Source organism: Acinetobacter sp. IK23 (genome assembly GCF_035615275.1).
Classification (GTDB): Bacteria; Pseudomonadota; Gammaproteobacteria; order Pseudomonadales; family Moraxellaceae; genus Acinetobacter; species Acinetobacter seifertii.
In genome coordinates this window covers 1-18828 of the sequence record NZ_JANBNX010000040.1, presented here as the reverse complement: position 1 = coordinate 18828, position 18828 = coordinate 1, and the positions used below count along the sequence as shown (strand labels likewise).

At 35.7% G+C, this 18828-nt stretch carries 9 protein-coding genes and 1 pseudogene; 5 read left to right on the top strand and 5 right to left on the bottom strand.

Features of this window, described 5'->3' with window-relative positions; genetic code table 11:
* Window positions 1–242: 242 nt before the first annotated feature.
* From MSG95_RS17855 to MSG95_RS17835, 5 genes and pseudogenes are all read left to right on the top strand, one after another.
* A complete protein-coding gene (locus MSG95_RS17855; protein ID WP_324645164.1) occupies window positions 243–2528 on the top strand; it encodes a hypothetical protein in 2286 nt (761 codons plus the stop codon).
* Window positions 2525–4816 carry a site-specific integrase gene (locus MSG95_RS17850; protein ID WP_324645162.1) on the top strand — a complete coding sequence of 764 codons (2292 nt, stop codon included), beginning with the start codon at window positions 2525–2527 and terminating at the stop codon, window positions 4814–4816. The genes MSG95_RS17855 and MSG95_RS17850 overlap by 4 nt, the downstream gene beginning before the upstream one ends.
* Window positions 4816–5337: a hypothetical protein gene (locus MSG95_RS17845; protein WP_324645160.1), complete on the top strand. Its 522-nt coding sequence runs from the start codon at window positions 4816–4818 to the stop codon at window positions 5335–5337. The genes MSG95_RS17850 and MSG95_RS17845 overlap by 1 nt, the downstream gene beginning before the upstream one ends.
* On the top strand, window positions 5337–6725 hold the full coding sequence (locus tag MSG95_RS17840) for a site-specific integrase (RefSeq protein ID WP_324645159.1): 1389 nt from the start codon (window positions 5337–5339) through the stop codon (window positions 6723–6725). Before MSG95_RS17845 ends, MSG95_RS17840 begins: the two co-directional genes overlap by 1 nt.
* A 105-nt stretch (window positions 6726–6830) precedes the next feature.
* A pseudogene (locus MSG95_RS17835) lies at window positions 6831–7232 on the top strand (transposase); the annotation flags it as partial.
* A 196-nt stretch (window positions 7233–7428) separates the two neighbouring features.
* Here MSG95_RS17835 and MSG95_RS17830 read toward each other — a convergent pair.
* From MSG95_RS17830 to MSG95_RS17810, 5 genes are read right to left on the bottom strand one after another with little or no spacing between them, the layout of a single operon-like run.
* The gene (locus tag MSG95_RS17830; protein WP_324645158.1) at window positions 7429–10599 is read right to left on the bottom strand and encodes a type III restriction-modification system endonuclease; all 3171 of its coding nucleotides are present in this window, start codon (window positions 10597–10599) and stop codon (window positions 7429–7431) included.
* A gap of 12 nt (window positions 10600–10611) precedes the next feature.
* Window positions 10612–12489 carry a site-specific DNA-methyltransferase gene (locus MSG95_RS17825; protein ID WP_324645157.1) on the bottom strand — a complete coding sequence of 626 codons (1878 nt, stop codon included), beginning with the start codon at window positions 12487–12489 and terminating at the stop codon, window positions 10612–10614.
* Between the two features lie 9 nt (window positions 12490–12498).
* Complete coding sequence (locus MSG95_RS17820) at window positions 12499–14517, bottom strand: RNA-binding domain-containing protein (protein ID WP_324645156.1); 2019 nt, start codon at window positions 14515–14517, stop codon at window positions 12499–12501.
* Between the two features lie 13 nt (window positions 14518–14530).
* A complete protein-coding gene (locus MSG95_RS17815; RefSeq protein ID WP_324645155.1) occupies window positions 14531–15205 on the bottom strand; it encodes a DUF4391 domain-containing protein in 675 nt (224 codons plus the stop codon).
* A 2-nt stretch (window positions 15206–15207) separates the two neighbouring features.
* A complete protein-coding gene (locus tag MSG95_RS17810) occupies window positions 15208–18483 on the bottom strand; it encodes a helicase-related protein (RefSeq protein WP_324645154.1) in 3276 nt (1091 codons plus the stop codon).
* Window positions 18484–18828 lie beyond the last annotated feature (345 nt).

Below are 18828 nucleotides of genomic sequence, written 5' to 3'. Positions count from 1 at the left end.
CCTTTTTTTTCCGGGCATTGAACTATAGTGTCAATATTTGTGAATAACTCTATATACAAGCCATACAAGATTTATTAGTATCTATTAAATCATTGACACATGTCAACAAAGTATAAAGGAGACTACTTTTGGACAGCAGATACTTAAAAGGATATCCACGTCTAAGTACAATCCTTAATAATAAATTCATGCTTAAGCTACATAGTTTAATACCCGATGTATCGCGGTCTCAAACACCAGCTATGAATACTTATGCAGCTTTTATTGATATAACAGGTGTTGGCAGCAATCATCCCTACACAGGTATGGATATACTCAATAGCAAGGAAATAGCTTACAAACAATTAGTACTTTTTTCGGGGTTTGTACATACTGAATTTGCCAATCTCCCTCAACATAGCCGACATCAAATTGTATGGCTGCACGCAAATGCTATTGCGAAGTTTGTCAGCGAGAACGGTATTAAATTAGATACAAAGGAGTTGCTAAGCTTAGATAGTAATAAAATTGATCTACACATTAAAACCTATCAATCACACCCGATAGACTTGGAAAGAAAACGTTATTACGAAGGCTGGTATGTAACATCTCAAGATGGTGTAAATAGAAGATATCAACTACAGAAAGTTTATGATACTTATGGCAAAGAATTCGCTTTAGAAATTCATAGTTTTATAGAAAATTACGCTATAAGGAAAATAGATAGTAGCCTACGTTCTACATTAGAACTACTTATTACATTATTCAGTGAATTTTCCCTGGTTACAGACAATGTTGAAGAGCTCAAATATAGTCTAAATCATGGTAATTCCTATTACTTCATGCTGAACATTTATCATCGCTTTTTTGCTAGACGAATAGCAAATGGAGGCCAAGCTCATGCAGCCATTAAAGATTGGTCGAGAATGGTAGAAAAGTATATGAGTTGCTTTGTAGAGACAGGATTATTTGAAGAACCAATATATCCAATTGTTGTTCCAAAATTTAAAAAACCAAAAGAAGATAATAAGGCACTTCCATCAGGCGGCTCATTCACAAAGGAAGAACAAGAGCAGTTATATGGAGGTATTCCATTATATATAAAAGACGAAGAGGCAGTCACAAAAATACAAATACGATTAGAAAATGAATTCAATCACATAAAACAAGCTCTTGATAATTATGTTGACTCATATATTTTGAACTACAAAAAAGTAGAATCTCAAATAGGTAATGTTAGAACTCAACCACAGGGGTTACGCATGGCTGAAAAAGATGGTGTTAAATGTGGAATAGGATATTCAGCCAATACTCTTGCAACACTAAAATACTATGGAATCGATCAATGTTTCAACCAAGTAATTGACATAGACGGTAATATCATAAAAAAAAGGAAATTTACTGATTATATATTGGGTATAAAGAAAAAAAGAGAGGCCCTTAACGAACTATATCGGGTAAATAAAAATTTTATTTTTGCTATATATACTCTACTTGTTTTAGAAAATCCTGCTATAACACCAAGTTGGTTTGAAGCATGGGAATTATATAATAAACATGGAAATTTGACAGGTTATAAGCAAGTAGGGAATCACTGGATAATTTCATCCTTTAAAAAACGAAAAGGAGCTACACAAGCACAACAAGATATAGTTTTAACGGAGCGTTCAAAGTATCTAGTTGAAACGTTGATTGAAATGACCTCTTTTGAGCGAAATTGTTTGAAAGCCATTAAAGATGATAACTGGCGATTTGTACCTCTCTATGCCTCAACTAATAAAATAAATATTGTGTCAAAACTAAGTACAGCTATGTTTAATAATGTTGAAACTTGTGGACTTTCGGATCTAAAAAGAGCTTGCTCAGAAATCCAGTTTAATGAGAATGGGAAAGCATATCTAAATACAGATGAAATCAATGCTTTAATTTCTGTTTTCAGTTTAAGAAATATTAGAAAAAAGAAAGGAGTACATACCTATCTTGATACTCGTTCAATTGAAGAAGTCAGTAAAAAACTTGGTCATAAGCAAGTTAATCTTGAGGTTCTAGAGGCTTATTTACCTCAGGCATTGCTTGATTATTTTAATGATCGTTGGGTACGTATTTTTCAAAATTCTTTAATGTTTGAAGCGATGAAAGACTCTGAATTACTTAATGAAGCATTTGATTTCGATATTAAACATCTTGAGCAGTTTCTTGAAAATCACAAGATGCGTAACTTTCCCGCACACATGATGGAAATTGAGAAGACCAAGACTAAAGAAGAAGAAAATGAAATTAAGAAAAAATTAGATGTTCTTGTTTTCATGATTAGTCCTTCTATTCTTCAAATGCTAATTGCTATACGCAATATTGTTGAAAAATACAATGAAACCGTTCCTGAGAATGTTAAGTATTGGTACATGACAGCAGTATTCATTTTGTCTCAGTATGAATGTAAAGATAAATCAAAACGAATCGTTAATGTTGACTCCACCATAGATTTTTATAATAAAGCATTAACACAACCTCTTGATATTGAAAAAGTAAGACAAGGAATTTTTGGATGAATAACGCATTAAATCAAAATCTAAAACTTATTTACTCAAGCACAGAAAATCCTTTCGCCGACCTTCAAACTGAGACTATTAAAGAAATATTAAAACAAGCGATTGCAGTTAATGATATTCAAACTATGGCTAATATGACGAACTTGTATACACAGTCTTTTATTAGTCTTGAGTACAAACCAAATTGGTTGAAGTGTGAATTTGCAGATAATGAATGGAAAATCGTATTTCCTAAAAGTAAAACCATTAAAAATAGCTCTTCAATAGTTCTTAAATGGAATAAGATAAAATTAAATGATGGAACTTATTTGAGCGACCCATGTCATAGCAAACTCTTAAATACTTTTAAACTTTGGCTAACCAATACTGACAACCCAAGTATTAATGGTGGAGGTCTCCTTTCATCTTTAAGTATTCGAAACAGATTATATGGTCTATTGAAGCTGATTGATTGCATTATTATTAATGGTTCTGCAATTAATTTAAGTAAATTCCACCTTTCGCTTTTAAGTACCGACTTCCTCATTGATGTATTAATATCTACAATAACAGTTGATGTATATGGAGTTCCAAGATATTTACGATTTGAGGATTTGGCACGCAATCAAATTATTAATGCATCATCTACATACCCCGCTACAAATAATAAAAAATGTCTTTTGAATGTATTTAACTTTAGTGCAGATGAATACAATAGAGCTAATAATTTTATTATAGATAATTTTATTACCCCTGATCATACTTTTAATTATAGTGAATTAAAAAAATTTATTTTTAAAAGTGAAATTCTATTAAAAATTCAATCTAATAGCTTTATTAACAATATACTACATGAAGATTACAGGAATAAAGAAGACCATTACGGACTATATGCCCCCTCTCAAAGCACATCTCGAATTTCGTATTCAGCAAATTTTGACGAAGTGCATAAACGCAAAGTAATTGATGCATTAAAGCTTTTAAAACAATTATCCTTTGCTGCCAATTTAGAAGAAACTCCATTAGATCATACTATTTTTAGCAAATTAAATTTCAATACAATTGCTAGATTGATTGACGTCTCTGAAAGTGGGCGCTTCAAGACACTACCAGTAGCGCCCATACTAAATTTAATGCGTGATACATTTGAATATTCATTTAAAAATATTGATGAAATTCTTGAGTCTGTAATTGAGGTATTAGAATTTCAAAAAAATTTAGAAACTCTAGAAATCTCCCTTAACCAATATGAACGCAGCAACTTTAGTGACCTTATAAATCAATTATATCCAAATAAATTAGTCTGTGGTGGCTACCTATTGCGTAACACTAATTTTGATAGAAAAAAAAATTCTTTATATAGCAATACATTAATTAATAGATACAACATATTAATATCAAGTGTGCAATTTTTATTTTCCATATTCTCAGCTAAAAGAACAAATGAAATTAATAATTTAAAGCCGTACTCAAATCTAATTCCAGATATAAATCCAGAAGATGCAGATTATAGTACTCTTTTCTCTGTAAAGAGTCTGGTAATGAAGACAGGAGTTGGCGGTAATAATGAGACTAAAGCAATTACACTCCGACCAATGATCCGCTCTATAGCCAAGCTGATGTGGAAAATTGAATCATTTAACAAAAGAGTTATACAACTCGGAATTAACTTACCATCTTTATTTAATTTATTAGGTAGCTCAGAAAAAAAATTAAATTTTCCTACCTCGATAACAGTTAGCCCTTATACATACATTTGTGATTATTTTGAAACACCTTTTATTAATGAGAATGGCATACCCAAAAAACTTTATTTTTCAAATCATCAATTGCGAAGATTTTTCGCAATGATGTTTTTCTGGAGTAATGGTTATGATGGTCTAGATGCGATTCGTTGGATGCTTGGCCATAGCTCTTCAGAGCACTTATATCACTACATTACAGAAACTTGTAATGGTGCTGTATTAAATGGTATTAAGGCAGCACATTTAGTAAATGAAGTACAAAATGGGCATCTTCAGACTATTGATGCTCTACGCAAAGCAATTAGCCAATTCTATGATGTTGAACAAGCAAATATAGAACTAGAACGGATTTCAGATGCAATCACTGATTACGTCAATGATGAAGACTATGAAACAAGACCATCATATATTAGTGATAAGGATCTCAGTGCAATTGAAGATACTATTTATCAATTACTACATGATGATGTGATACGGCTGGAACCTGAGTTTTTTACAATTGTGCGTGAAGGTGTAACCATCCAAGATTACCGTATGATCTTAGAAGTCAGGGAGCTAGTTTAATGAAAATTTTGCAAAAAAACCAAGCCAAAGTAGTTAACACAAAAGAACTACTCATCCAAATCATAAACGAGCCTAAAAATTACAGCACACCCGAAATCCAAAATGCTTTAATGAGTCAACGTAAGTTGGCTGCATTTTTTAATAAAGAATACGCTATTACATCTTGCACTCTTAATACTTTGAAAAGTGCAGCAGACTACTGTTTATCACGTGGGTTTATTGAACTAGACGAGTTACGTCAAAATGCAAAAGCAGCACTTGAAAAAGAGATAGTTAAAGAGTCAAAACCTAATCACAACACTAAAGCATATTTCAAAGAACGCTTAAAAAATGCCGAAATAGAGCTAGATCAGAGCAAGCACACTATTATGAGTTTAACCACCATCATTGGTGAAATGTCATTGGAACTAGCAAGAATGGCTAACTCAAATAACATGACAAATGAAGGGCGTCAGGCTCTCTATCAAGATCTGAATAATAAATTACAGCACAAATTATCGTTTACCTTAGGGAGCAAATGATGCCTGTCGAAATAATCAAAGATTATATTGGTTTGAGCCATTATTCAAACATTGAAAAAAAGCTCAATTTAACAAAGCCACAAACAATCCCATATGTAAAATATGACAATGGGATACCATGTTTTGAAGCAAACCTTTACTTACTATCAATGTTAGAAGAGGGTAAGTCCACACGTGTCGGTGGTGGTACATTACGAACATATGCAAACCAAATCATTCATTTAATTAACTTTTGCTATAATAACAATATAATCTTCACTCAATTAACAGATTCTCATTTTTCTCTTTTTATTAAAAGTTTAATAGCAAAACGCGATAGTTTGGGAAACCTAAAACGCTTTGGAAAACAAGTACGACAAATAGGTACTCAGTGCCTCCATTTTCTAATATATATACAAGATTTTTATCAATTAAAAAATTTTATCGGCCAAGATAAAGGTAGTACGATTAGAATTAAAATTAAAAGGAATAGTCAAAAGACTGAAGGGAATAAACTATTCGGTGCCGAAAGTCTAACTCACAGTTCTTTTCCTAATGACACACCTCTGAAGCGTAGACATCCAGTTTCAGAAGAGTCAGCAATGAAGGTTTGGGAGTACATCAATCACGAGCCTAATCGAGAAAAACGTATTCGCGATGTCGCTCTTTATTCATTTTTAGAGACTACAGGAGCTCGTAATTCTGAAGTCCATATGGCTATGGTAAAAGATATTGATGATGCTCTAATGAAAAATGATGATGCACCATCATTGAGAGTCACAACATTAAAACGTAACAACCATGAACGCTATATTCCTGTGCCACAGGCATTTTTGAGTACTATTACTCAATATATTCGAAAAATTAGACGTAAGGTTATTAAGAGAACTATTGGAACCGCTAACGATCACGGTTACCTTTTTGTAAACCTAAAGAATGGTGAGCCTTTATCAGCAGAATCAACACGTAGACGAATGAATGAATGGAAAAAAGCATGTGAACTCAAAGAAAGTTTCCATCCTCATTTGTTCCGCCACGCCTTTATAACCAACACTTTAAAAAGAATCATTTTGCAGCACAACAATATCAATAATACAGATGATTTTCGCAAACACCTATTGCATACCGAAAAGTTTAAATTAGAACTACAGCAATGGACAGGTCACACTCACATTAGCTCATTAAACACATATATTGATCTAGTATTTGCAGATATTAATGGTTATCAAAAAGTATATGATCAAGCATCGTTAGTTAATACTACTGAAGATATTTTGGTTAGAGCTAACACTTTGGCGAGCCAACTTAAGGGGAAATTAATTAATATTAATGAAGCCACAAGTGACTTTATTGAGCTTATTGAAGCGTTTAAAAATGATGTTAACAATGCTGCATCAAGAGCAGAATGAGAAATTAACCGACAATATAGACTATCCAATATTTAGACAGACATTTCTTTTATCGATACAATTTACTTAATATGAATAAGTACCCAATATCAAAAACCAACTCACTACAAAGCTGTCACAGCCGATTTAAAAAAGATATATCAAGCTGTTACAGAAGACGCAGCCTTACAGGCTTTAGATGAATTTGGACAAAAATGGGATGAGAAGTATCCTCAAATCAGCAAGTCATGGCTTGCCAACTGGTCGAATCTAAACACGTTTTTCGCTTACTCTATGGATATTCGCAAAGCGATTTACACGACGAATGCGATTGAATCATTGAACAGCGTTATCCGCCATGCAACCAAGAAAAGAAAAATCTTCCCAACTGATGATTCCGTGAAAAAGGTGGTATATTTAGCAATTATGGCAGCAAGCAAAAAATGGACGATGCCTATTCAGAATTGGAAAGCTGCCATGAATCGCTTTAGTATCATGTTTGAAGAGCGTGTAACCAAGTATTTTTAAAACTGTATTTACACAGAATTATTTACACCCTCTATATAAATCAGCTAGATACTACACATCTTAAAACTTAATGAAACATTAAAAATCAAAATTTTATTCACGAATATACTCATATAACTAAAATTAACTCTATCCTCCCTCTAGGGTCTTCAATTCCATGGGAAAGGCCTGAATTTTTATTTCAGGCCTTTCCTATTTATTTCACTAAACTCATTAAGCTACTAAAGCTATCAACCACAGCATACTTAACTGCATCACCTAACAGGTGATTTTCTTCGTTTAACGTTGTAAAGAATTTCTTAGCACTCTCAATTTTACGCTTTTCTTTTTCCCTTAGGTCACTGTCTAGCATTGAGCCTTTAGTTTCTGCAATGAAATAGATTTGACGTACTTTATCCTTATTGAAAGCAATTGCCCAATCAGGGTTATAGCTACCGAAAGGCGTAGGAATCTGGAAACGATCAGGGAGTTTAGCGTAGACGACCACCTCATCTGCACCATCCAGCTCCTCAACAAATTTACGCTCATTATCAGAGTCGGTGACTACATAATCCCAAATATGACGCTCTGCCTTGTATGCCTGTAATGGAATATTCTCATTACTTACAAATATTTCATTGTCAGGATAAGTGCTATCTAAAGGATTATATTTCAGTCCTTGAATGACCATTTTTGCTTGCTGTTCGTTGATGATACGACTCATTTCACGAATGAAAGCTTCTGGATTCAACTTAAACTGTGCAAATACCGCAGCGTTAATTCCCTGTAAGATTCGGGCAACCGTTTTACGAGTGAGATTGGTATCATTGGCAATATTGCCAATTAGGTCATAGGTCACTTGAGACTGAATAGAAATATTCGCAACCTCAGTTTTTGAAGTCACCTTCCCAAACATTTCTTTGGCTTTGAGTTGCTCATAGGTGGATTCATCATTCATCGTCGCTTCTGCAAGTTTATAACTCAGCGTTTCCACAAATTTATTGTTACGCTCTTTAGCCGTACGTTCAACAGCACTAATGCTTTGCTCAATGAGTTTTTCAGAATCTAAATGAATTTGATAAACGGCTTTTCGATTAATTCGAGACCATAAAGCCTGAAACTCTTTACGTTCTAAATTGGCTTGGTTGATCGTATTGGTTAGCTTTTTATTGCCATTATCAGCCATACCCTCCAAAGCTTTAGGATCAAACAGCCCATCAATCAGCTTGTGAATTTGCTCAGTATATGCAACCAAGTTTTCAGGCAATTCAGCCAGCGTACCTTGCTCTTTCGCTTCGTGATACTTTGGCGTTAACTGATCATTGTCATCAATATAATCGTGCTTAGACAGATGCTTATTAATCTGCTTTGCCATTAATTCAGTGACTTCAACACTAGACCCATCGGATAACTTAAAGATTTTCCCTTTAAAGTAATCAGGGGTCGCTTGTGTCGGGCGATTCTGAATCGTATTCAGAATTTCTGATTGTAGATTCGACACAAACTCTTTGTAACTTTCATTGGTCACAACTGTGAGATTATTCAGTTTATGAATTTCTCCTAATGCCCCTTGGAAATGGTTGGCATCCATACGTTCGCCAAATTTATTCACTGCAAGGCGCATACCACGGCCAACTTCTTGGCGACGAGAAATTACATTATCTGAATGCTTTAAAGTACATATCACAAAGACGTTCGGGTTATCCCAACCTTCTCGTAAGGCTGAGTGGGAGAAAATAAAACGAGTCGGCTCTTCAAAGGAAAGTAGGCGTTCTTTATCTTTTAAAATCAGGTCATAAGCGTCTGTATCATTGGATACCTGAGCTTCTTCAGCCTTCTTATCAATAGTAGGATTGGCAAGACGTTTTGATTTCTTATCAATTGAGAAATAACCGTTGTGAGTACGGTCTACCTCAATTGCTTTCAGATAGTCAAAATATGGGTCATTTTCTAAGTTTAGATCCAGAACTTCATTGAGTACCTGTTGATACTGTTCTTTGAAAATTTGAACATATTCGCCATCTACAGAATTATTATCCTCATCATATTGACGATATTTTGCCACTTCATCAATAAAGAAAAGACTCAGGACTTTAATACCCTGATTGTATAACTGACGTTCTTTTTGAATGTGTGCACGAATCGTTTCACGGATCTGAATGGTTCGCATGATCTTTTCATCAACATGCCCCAATGCTTCACCCACATGAATTTTGGTGCCATTTAAGAAAGTCACCGAGTTATCTCGTGCATCAATGTCTGAGACGACATAACGGTCATTGTATTGTTCAGCTTTATTGGAAATATCGTAAAGGTTATCGCCTTTACTTACCTTCCTTATTTCACGCTTGAAACCATTCTTGGTTTCAATCTCAATTTCCAAACGGGCAACTGGAGCAGATTTAGATACAATGATGTCTTGTAAGTATAAATACCCATGTGTACCTGTTAAGCCTTGTACTTCCACACCTTTTACAGTGATTTTTTTCACCAGTTTTTGGTTATAGGCATCCAAAGCATCCAATCTATACACAAGGTTATAATTTCGCTTATGTGTTGCTGAATACCGTAAAATAAACAATGGATTAAAGTTAGATAAAGACTCTAGAGTTTTATCTGCACCCATCTTTTGCGGTTCATCCAAGATCAAAATTGGACGGTTACGACTAATCACATCAATTGGACGACGCGATTGGAATTCATCCAGTTCATCATAGATACGACGGTTATCTTTACCTGTCGCATTAAACGCTTGAACGTTAATCACCATGACGTTGATCCCACCATTCGAGCTAAAGCTTTCCAAATGGTGTAATGCTTTGGAATCATAGATAAAGAAACGGGCCTTTTTGCCGTATTGCTCTTGAAAGTGATCAGCCATCATATTCAGACTTTTGTAAACGCCCTCACGAATGGCAATGCTTGGTACGACCACAATAAATTTCGACCAGCCATACTGCTTATGCAGTTCAAACATAGTACGGATATAACAGTAAGTTTTACCTGTACCAGTTTCCATTTCAATATCAAGGTTTAATTGGCTTTTGGTTAGATTCTTCCCTTTGCCATTATCATCCGTGATCAATTGAGATGATCGTTGTAATCCACTTGCCGCTTGTACTTCCTGAATGTTTTTCAATACAGCTTGCAGATCAAAAATATGAGCATTCTCAAAACCAACATCGGCAATAACTTTTTTAGCCTTACCACCTTGTAAGTCCAAGGTTTCTTCAAGCATATCGACCTGTGCAGTTACTTTTTTAGCTTTAGCTGCACCTTGGTCAATCATATACCGATGACCTTCAAAACGTGGTTGTCCTTTAAAGCAATCCACAATGGCTTGTACAGAATCTTTCTGATAATCAAGGGTTTTAAAACGGATTTCCATTATCTAATCCTCTTAAAGAAACTTGACTTCGGTATCAGGAGAGAGCTGTTTAAAGCGTTCTTTGATATTGGTTTTATCATGGTCAAGATGAATGGCTTTTTCTGCTGATACGAAGCGTAAAGGATGATCTTTAGCAACTTCATCGACTACATCGAAAGTCAAATCATCAAAACATGCTACAAGGCTATTTCCTGCAACATAAAATACTTCTTTTCCTGCAATAGTTTTACGTTCAATCGGCAAAGAAAGTTCAAGCCCCCAATCTAACATCACTTGGAATAGGAGGTCTTCAGATGTACGGTCTGATTTAATGTGGTCAGCTAAATCCAACATATCAGCTTGTTTCAAAGCATCTGGTGTGTAATACACATCCTTCATATTGGTTGAGTCAATTTTTAAAACACGGAAGCCAATATCTAAATTTTCAATACCTTCTTTACCTGCATTGTCTGTTAGGATTTTTTTACCTGCTCGACGAATACGGTCTTTAGAAATTTCAGCAATATTTTTATATCCTAGGTTGTAGGCTTCAGATTTCTCATCGGTATCTTCTGGTAATTGCACCATGATAAATTTACGATTACCGCCATCTTCAGCATTAAATTGAATTAATGCATCAGCGGTTGTTGAAGATCCAGCGAAAAAATCTAATACAATATCGTTTTTATCAGTACTAACATGAATAATTTGCTTCAATAATTTGGTCGGTTTAGGAGTATCAAAAGGTGGTTTTATCTCAAACAAAGTACGTAATTCTTTATTAGCAGCATCATTATGCCCACATTCTTCGAAAGTCCACCAAGTAGTTGGAACTCTACCATCTTGAACTTCATTTAAATATCTTTTTAACTGAGGTGCCCCCGTACCATCCTTACCGAAATATATCCTATTTTCATTCAGCCATTGTTGCATAGTAACTTTATTTGCTCTCCATGAGCTACCTTGAGGTGGAAAATATTCTTTTCCTGTATTCGGATTTACTATTGGATATACAGCTGTTTGAGAGAAACTTTTTACAAGTAAATTATCAGATCTCCATAATCCTCTACCATCACCATCATCGTTCTTATAGGGTTTATTTTGTTCTTCTGTTCTAGGTAATAAATTACGATTAAACAAATTGGATTTTCTATACACTAGAATATGATCATGCATATTTGAAAAACCTTTTGCATCATTTGTAGCAGCATATTTTTTTTGCCAAACTACATGCGCAAAAAAATTATTTTCACCAAAAATTTCATGGCATATTTTTTTTAGGTTTTCTTGTTCATTATCATCAATACTAATGAACATTACACCATCATCTTTTAATAGATTTCTGGCCAACTTTAAACGGCTATATATCATGCTAAGCCAATCAGAGTGAAAGCGACCATTACTTTCAGTATTCGCAATTAAGCGATTTCCTTGTTCATCGACTTGATTTGATTTTTCAAAAAATACTTCAGTACTTTCTGCAAAATTATCTTCATAAATAAAGTCGTTCCCTGTGTTATATGGTGGGTCAATGTAAATCATTTTGACCTTACCCAAGTAATTCTCTTGCAGAAGTTTAAGGGCTTCGAGATTGTCACCTTCAATAAACAAGTTTTCTGTGTTATCAAAATTAACGCTTTCTTCACTGCATGGACGTAAAGTTTTAGCAATAGGAGCATTAGCCGTTAAGATGGCTTCTTTTTTACCCACCCAATCAAGACGATAGCGTTCTTGCTCACCTTCAACCAAAATTTGTGAAAGTTCTTGTTTAAGCAAGTCAAAATCAACGGCTTTTTTCAGTTCACCATTTTCATCTTTGGTTTCGGTAATGCAGTTTGGGAATAGTGCTGAAATCTTTTCGATGTTTGCATCCACAAGATTAGGTGAGTGCATTTTTAACTTGTCTGACATAATAAACTCTTAATTTTCTGAATGATTGAATTCGGTATTGGTACGGTATGCTTGCTTTTCATGCGTTGGTGTCGTTGGAAATGCAAGACAAAGCTGATTGGCTTTTACCATTGGCGATAAATAACGCTTTCTTAATGGGTCAGCCTTACGATTCAGCAATTCGCCCAAAGCGGAAATAGTAAAAAAATGCTCACTACAAAGTCGCAAAATTATGTGCTGCATAACTTCGAAAGAAAGACGCTGCTTTATTCTCGCTTCATTCGCCAATACATAAAGACTTTTCCTAAAATCCTCAGACAATTCCATTAAATTATCAATAATCGGAAAGTCCAAACGATCGCTACACAAGCGCCCCATCTCATCTCTATATGATCCATTAGGTATAGAGCTCGACTCTTTAAGACCTAAGCTAGCGTCGTTAGAACCTAAGCTCGCTTCGTTAGAACCTGAGCTAGAATCACTTATTTCTTTATTTTGTTCATTAAAAATATCATCTGGCTGAACAATATCTACCCCAGCCAAGGTATATACAGAACCACGACCACCACTTGTATTTAGAAAGCCAAGTTTGACAAGATGTTGTAAATCACGAGTGATATCAACGGAATGTCCTGTCACAACAGTTTGTAAACGTGCATGTGTTACAGTGCCTTCAAGTTTGGCGATGGCAAGGGCAGCGCGCTCATTTTGCGTGAGTTCAGTAAAACTAGAGCCAAATTGTTGCATCAATTGCTGCATGGTGTCAGATGGAAATAAATCGACCATGGTCATTTCGAGAAGGGTTTGATTATTGGGTTGTCGCTTCTCATGTAAATAAGGTGGAATCCAATGCTGAGAATGCCACCCAGATAGGATTTTTGGAATTCCTGAACCTGCTTGCTCGCCGACATTAATAAGTCTAAATATTTGATGTAGTCTGCGATTACGACAGTCGGATTCACTACCCTTTAGTGCATGCTCTAGTGGAATCCGCATCAGCCCAGGATTTCGGAAACCGAACATATCGGGACGTTTTACAATTAGGACCGAAGCTCGATCTGTATAATCCGCATGTACAATACAATTCACCAAAGCTTCACGTAATGCAATATGAACTGGTGTATCTTCTTGGCGCACTCCATCTTTAAGCTCAAACGGAATTTTTAAATCTTGTATAAGTTTATTATAAACCTTACGGTAAAAGTCATATAAATTCCCACTCCAAGAACCGTCAGGCACAACTCGATCAACCCAGCGTGCTTCTGTTTGCGCATGAGGTCGTTCTTGATAGTCCACCATATAATTTGGGAATATCTCAGCTATTGTATGCTGCATTCCAAACATCAATAATCCTGCTTTGGTTAGACCGCGAGCACCTGTTTCACGGTTAATCCCATAAGCCCCGATACGACGTAAAAACTCTATATCAGCCAAGTCATTTAATTCAGCATTAGGGTTTAAATTGCTATAGCGTTGTCGATAAGATCTTATTGACTCTATCGCTAAATCATCCAACCCAAAATTCGGAAGAATCTCATCATCTCGACCATCATGTGCTTGTTCAGCCAACATGCGTTTGACATGTTCATCATCAAGTTTATAGTCACCCTCATTTTGACGAACATAAGTATTATTGAGTGGATTATTATTTAAATAGATCGGTTGCTGCTTTCGTGATGCTCTAGGCACAGCAATCACTAATAAGCTTTTATCATCAACTTGCCATTCTCGAACAAACTGATCGGTTAACAAGTTTTTATTAATCTTTGCAGGATTATTCAGCGTATTAAATAAATCCGCTTTGATCTGAATAAGATTTTCTATACCACGTGCTTCAAATGTGTCATTTTTTAACTCTTTGGCACCTAGAATAATAATGCCACCATACGTATTTGCAAAAGCACTGTATGTTTCCCAAAGGCTTTTTGGCAAACCACCTTTTCCATCGTGACCAATAGCTAATTTGCACTCAATATCTACGCTTTCTCGTAGAAGGGCAAAATCACCTGCGATCAATTGCTCTAACTGCTGAATAATGGAATTTATCATTTTATATCAAACATTAATGAATACTGTTTATCTGTAATTGCAAATTTTGCAATTGTTTATTCAACTCAACTCTACGATTAAATTGCTTTTCATTTCTTAACTTGGATTTCAACTTATCAAGCTGCTTTTGCAAGCTTTCAAGTTGTCGAGCTTTTTGCAATTTCATTTCAATAGAAATAAATCCATCATCGTTTTCTGGATCTTCATTCGATACAATCGGTAATAACTGTGCGATGAAATGTTCATATAGATCAGCCAGTTTTAAGTAAAGAGGCAATTCAACACGATCATGATCTTCTAGCCACTCAGAAGCATAATATTGGCCTATCACCACTTTAGTTTTGTCTGCTTGATTCACACGCTTATAGGTTGCAACAACTTTCACTTTATCTTGATAAACAACTTCAAAAATAATTGGAGTGAGAATGAGTTTATCAATGAAAGATAGAATTGACACATCTAAATCTTCAACCCGACTTTTTACTCGAAAGATTTGAATTTCCTTCAAATCTTCCTGATCTTGGAGGTGGATTGTAGATGAAGCCAACTTGTACGCCCACCGTATATTTTCCACTTGATTAACAAATAGCTGTTCTATCTTGGTATTGGCTTTTCCTTGTTCATAAAACTTATTTTTCGGAATTAACCGATCCACTTTAGCCTGCTGCGGAAACTTGTATAACTTCATGCTTAAGGTTCTTCAATCACAATAAAGCTAATCAGCTCAAAGTCGTTTAATCCAGAAACCACATCTACCAACGCTGATGTAGTCAAGCCTGAAAACAGGCTATCAATATCCTTCTCAGCTTTTACGTCCTGAATGGTATGAATCACAATATCCAACAATTCTGAATATTGACTCATATCTCGTCCGTCATTGGTTTTCTCATTAAACTTTTCATATGCTTCAGGAATCGGATGATCTTTTCCTCGACATGCTTTACGAGCTACATCCAATAAATATTTGGCTTGGGTGTAGTCATAAACGACTTCACCGCCTTGGTTAATATTAACCAAATAGTACGGGTATAAGCGGTTGCTTTGGCTGTTAGGCGACTCAGGATGTCGTGCTCTTAGGGTGAAAATGACTCCCGCATTTAAACCGAGTTCTGGCTGTGCAGGGACAACAGTATGTAGTCCATTCGGTAATCGCTCCAATTCAGGATGTTCTTCCATATAGCCAAGCAAATCCATACGGAAGTCATTCAAACCTAAATCAGTAATCGAAACACCTGTGTTGGCATCTTCCAAGTCTAAAACTTCAGTTTGTAGCTTCTGTAATTGTTCACGACGATAGGCAATATCATTGGCTTGGGCACTGAGGACGTTGTCATCTCCCGTACTGGTCATATCGACGATCACCATGCGATTCTCGACCCGTTCTCGCAAGTTAATATATTCATCTAGGCTAATGTCAGGCCAGTAATTAACGAGCTGAATGACGCTGTTTGATGAGCCAATACGATCCACACGCCCAAAGCGTTGAATGATGCGTACAGGATTCCAGTGAATATCGAAATTAATCAAATAATCACAGTCCTGTAAGTTTTGTCCTTCAGAAATACAGTCTGTTGCAATGAGCACATCAATTTCTCTGGACTCTTCAGGAAATATGTCTGCTTTTTGCTTTGATTGTGGAGAGAATAGAGTGAGCAAGCCCTGCATATCATAACTTTGACGGCTTCCCACTCTGGTCTTAATCGTTGAAGTATTATCACTGCCGATCACTTTGGCACTGTGCAGACCATAGGTTTCTAGCAAAATCGGAGCAATATGCTCATAGATATAATTCGCTGTATCCGCAAAGGCAGTAAATATGATGACTTTACGGTTATTGGCATTAATTGGGTTCTGAATTTTCTCAATAACATGCGCTTTAAGATGCTGTAGTTTGGCATCCTTTTCAGCATTAATTGGCTGAATCATTCGCAGTAAACCGAGAATAATGTGGTAGTCACCGTCTAGATCCGTTTTCCAGCTCAACAGATCCATATCAGCCAAATGAATTTTGAGCTTATTGCCAATGAGGTCTTCAGTATTAAGCAATTCGCCATTCTCATCCTCATCATATCCAAAGTCGGGTGAAATACTGACCTCATCATCCGCCTGACGAGCTTCAAAGTCCGCAATTTTAGCGAGTACATTTTCAATATTTTTCTTTAAAACGTTCAGTGTCAGCCTAAACGCATGGACAGAACTTTCTAAGCGTTTCAGCAAGTTGACCGTCATCAAGGCCTGTAAACTTTTTTCACGGTCTACCTGTCTTAATTTACCTTTGCCTTCTACACGAGTATCAAAAATTTCTTCATACTTTTTTATAGCACTTGGAAAGATATAGCTGACTGGTGCATAGACTGACATCTTGATTAAAGACAGATCAGCATAAATTTGATTCAGAGAAACACTATCCTGATCGTTTGATAATGCACAACGGAATGAAATCGGCTTGAGTCGTTGAGGGAACTGTCCAATATCTTTGGTGTCATAGAAAGTTTGAATATGCTTTCTTGAACGAGCAATCGTTACGCTATCCAAAAGCTTAAAGAAATCGAAATCTAGAAGGTTCAGAATCGCTTGAGTTGTCCGTTGGGCAGGATCTAGTTTTGCCCAAGCATTAAAGCTGGCCTGTGCTCTACGGAATATGGTTTCGATATCACGTTCAGTATCGAGCTTATTTTCCAATAACGCTGCATTCCCTTCATAAGCAAGGGCGAGCTGATTCTTGAGGTCAGTAAAGTGATTGTTTACTGGCGTAGCAGATAACATTAACACTTTAGTTTTCACGCCCTGACGAATCACTTGATTCATTAAGCGGTCATAACGTGTTTCTCGATCCTTAAACGTGCCACGGTTACGGAAGTTATGCGATTCATCAATGACAACCAAATCATAGTTACCCCAATTGATTTTCGCCAAATCTATACCTAGGGTTTCACCACCTTTACGAGAGAGATCGGTGTGATACAACACATCGTAGCTAAAACGGTCTTCGGCAAAAATGTTCGTGACTAGGTTGGCGTTATAGTTCGTCCAGTTCGCTCCCAATTTCTTAGGGCATAAAACCAGAACACTCTTGTTTCGTAATTCGTAGTATTTGATCACTGCCAATGCAGTGAAGGTCTTACCTAAACCCACACTATCCGCCAAGATACAGCCATTATAGGTTTCAAGTTTATTGATAATGCCTACTGCTGCATCTTTTTGGAAATTGAACAGCTTATTCCATACTAAGGTATCTTGATAACCTGTGAGATCATTCGGCATAACGTCTGCATTTATATCTTCTAAAAAATCTTTGAAGATGTTGTAAAGCATTAAGAAGTAAATACGTTCAGGCGGATTTTCCTGATAGACAGACTCAATGTGTCGAATAATTTCACTGGTGACATCTTCAACTTTTGAGGGATCATTCCAAATTTGATTGAATAGCTGAATATAGGTTTGCACCATCGGCTGCTCATCAAAGCAGTTCACCATATTGGAAATCGCATTGCCTTTTTCAAAACCGAGTCCCATCGGGGTAAACCCTTGAATAGGCATATAGGTTAAGGACTGCTCAGGTTTTTGAATACTGATGAATTCTTGCATCGGTGCATTGCTGTTATTCGACTTAAATATTGCTTTTCGTCGTATCCAATCTGCACACTCTTTAGCAATTGCCTTTTGTGATAACTGATTTTTTAAATGAATTTCAAATTCTGTCCCATAAAGACTGCTTTCACGGTCTTGCTTTGGAATCACAAATTCACGTTTCTCTTTCTTTAGCTTATCTGTCACGTTATCCGCAACAAAGGTTGGTGACGTAAACACAAATTGCAGCTCTTCGATTTTTTCTAGTTCTTTTTTTAAAGCAGCATATGCATAAATGGAAAAGTATGAAGCAGCAATCTTTAGTCTAGACTTACTACTGAGATTTTCTCCAATATCTGAGCCTAATATGTTGTTAATATTATCGATGAGTTTCATAAGACTGAAGCAGAAAACATAAAAATTGTTGAATTATATCAGTCTTAAATTTTAGATGTGAAAATGAAAGGATCAAATGAATTAAAGGCAACGAGATGATGTGAATAAAAGTGTGAAACGTTAATACAACCTAAATACTCTGCTAATTCTTATAATAGTTTTCAGAGTTCAAATCATTAGATCACTCAGTGCTGTATTAGCTTTTGTAAAATACAAAGTTAACTCACTAAATAAAAGCATAGATAATTACCTATGCTTTCTCAATAAGACTATCAAATATCTATTCGAATGAACTAAAAGAAGAGATTGACACAATTATGCATAAAAAGATCCATGCCCGAAAAC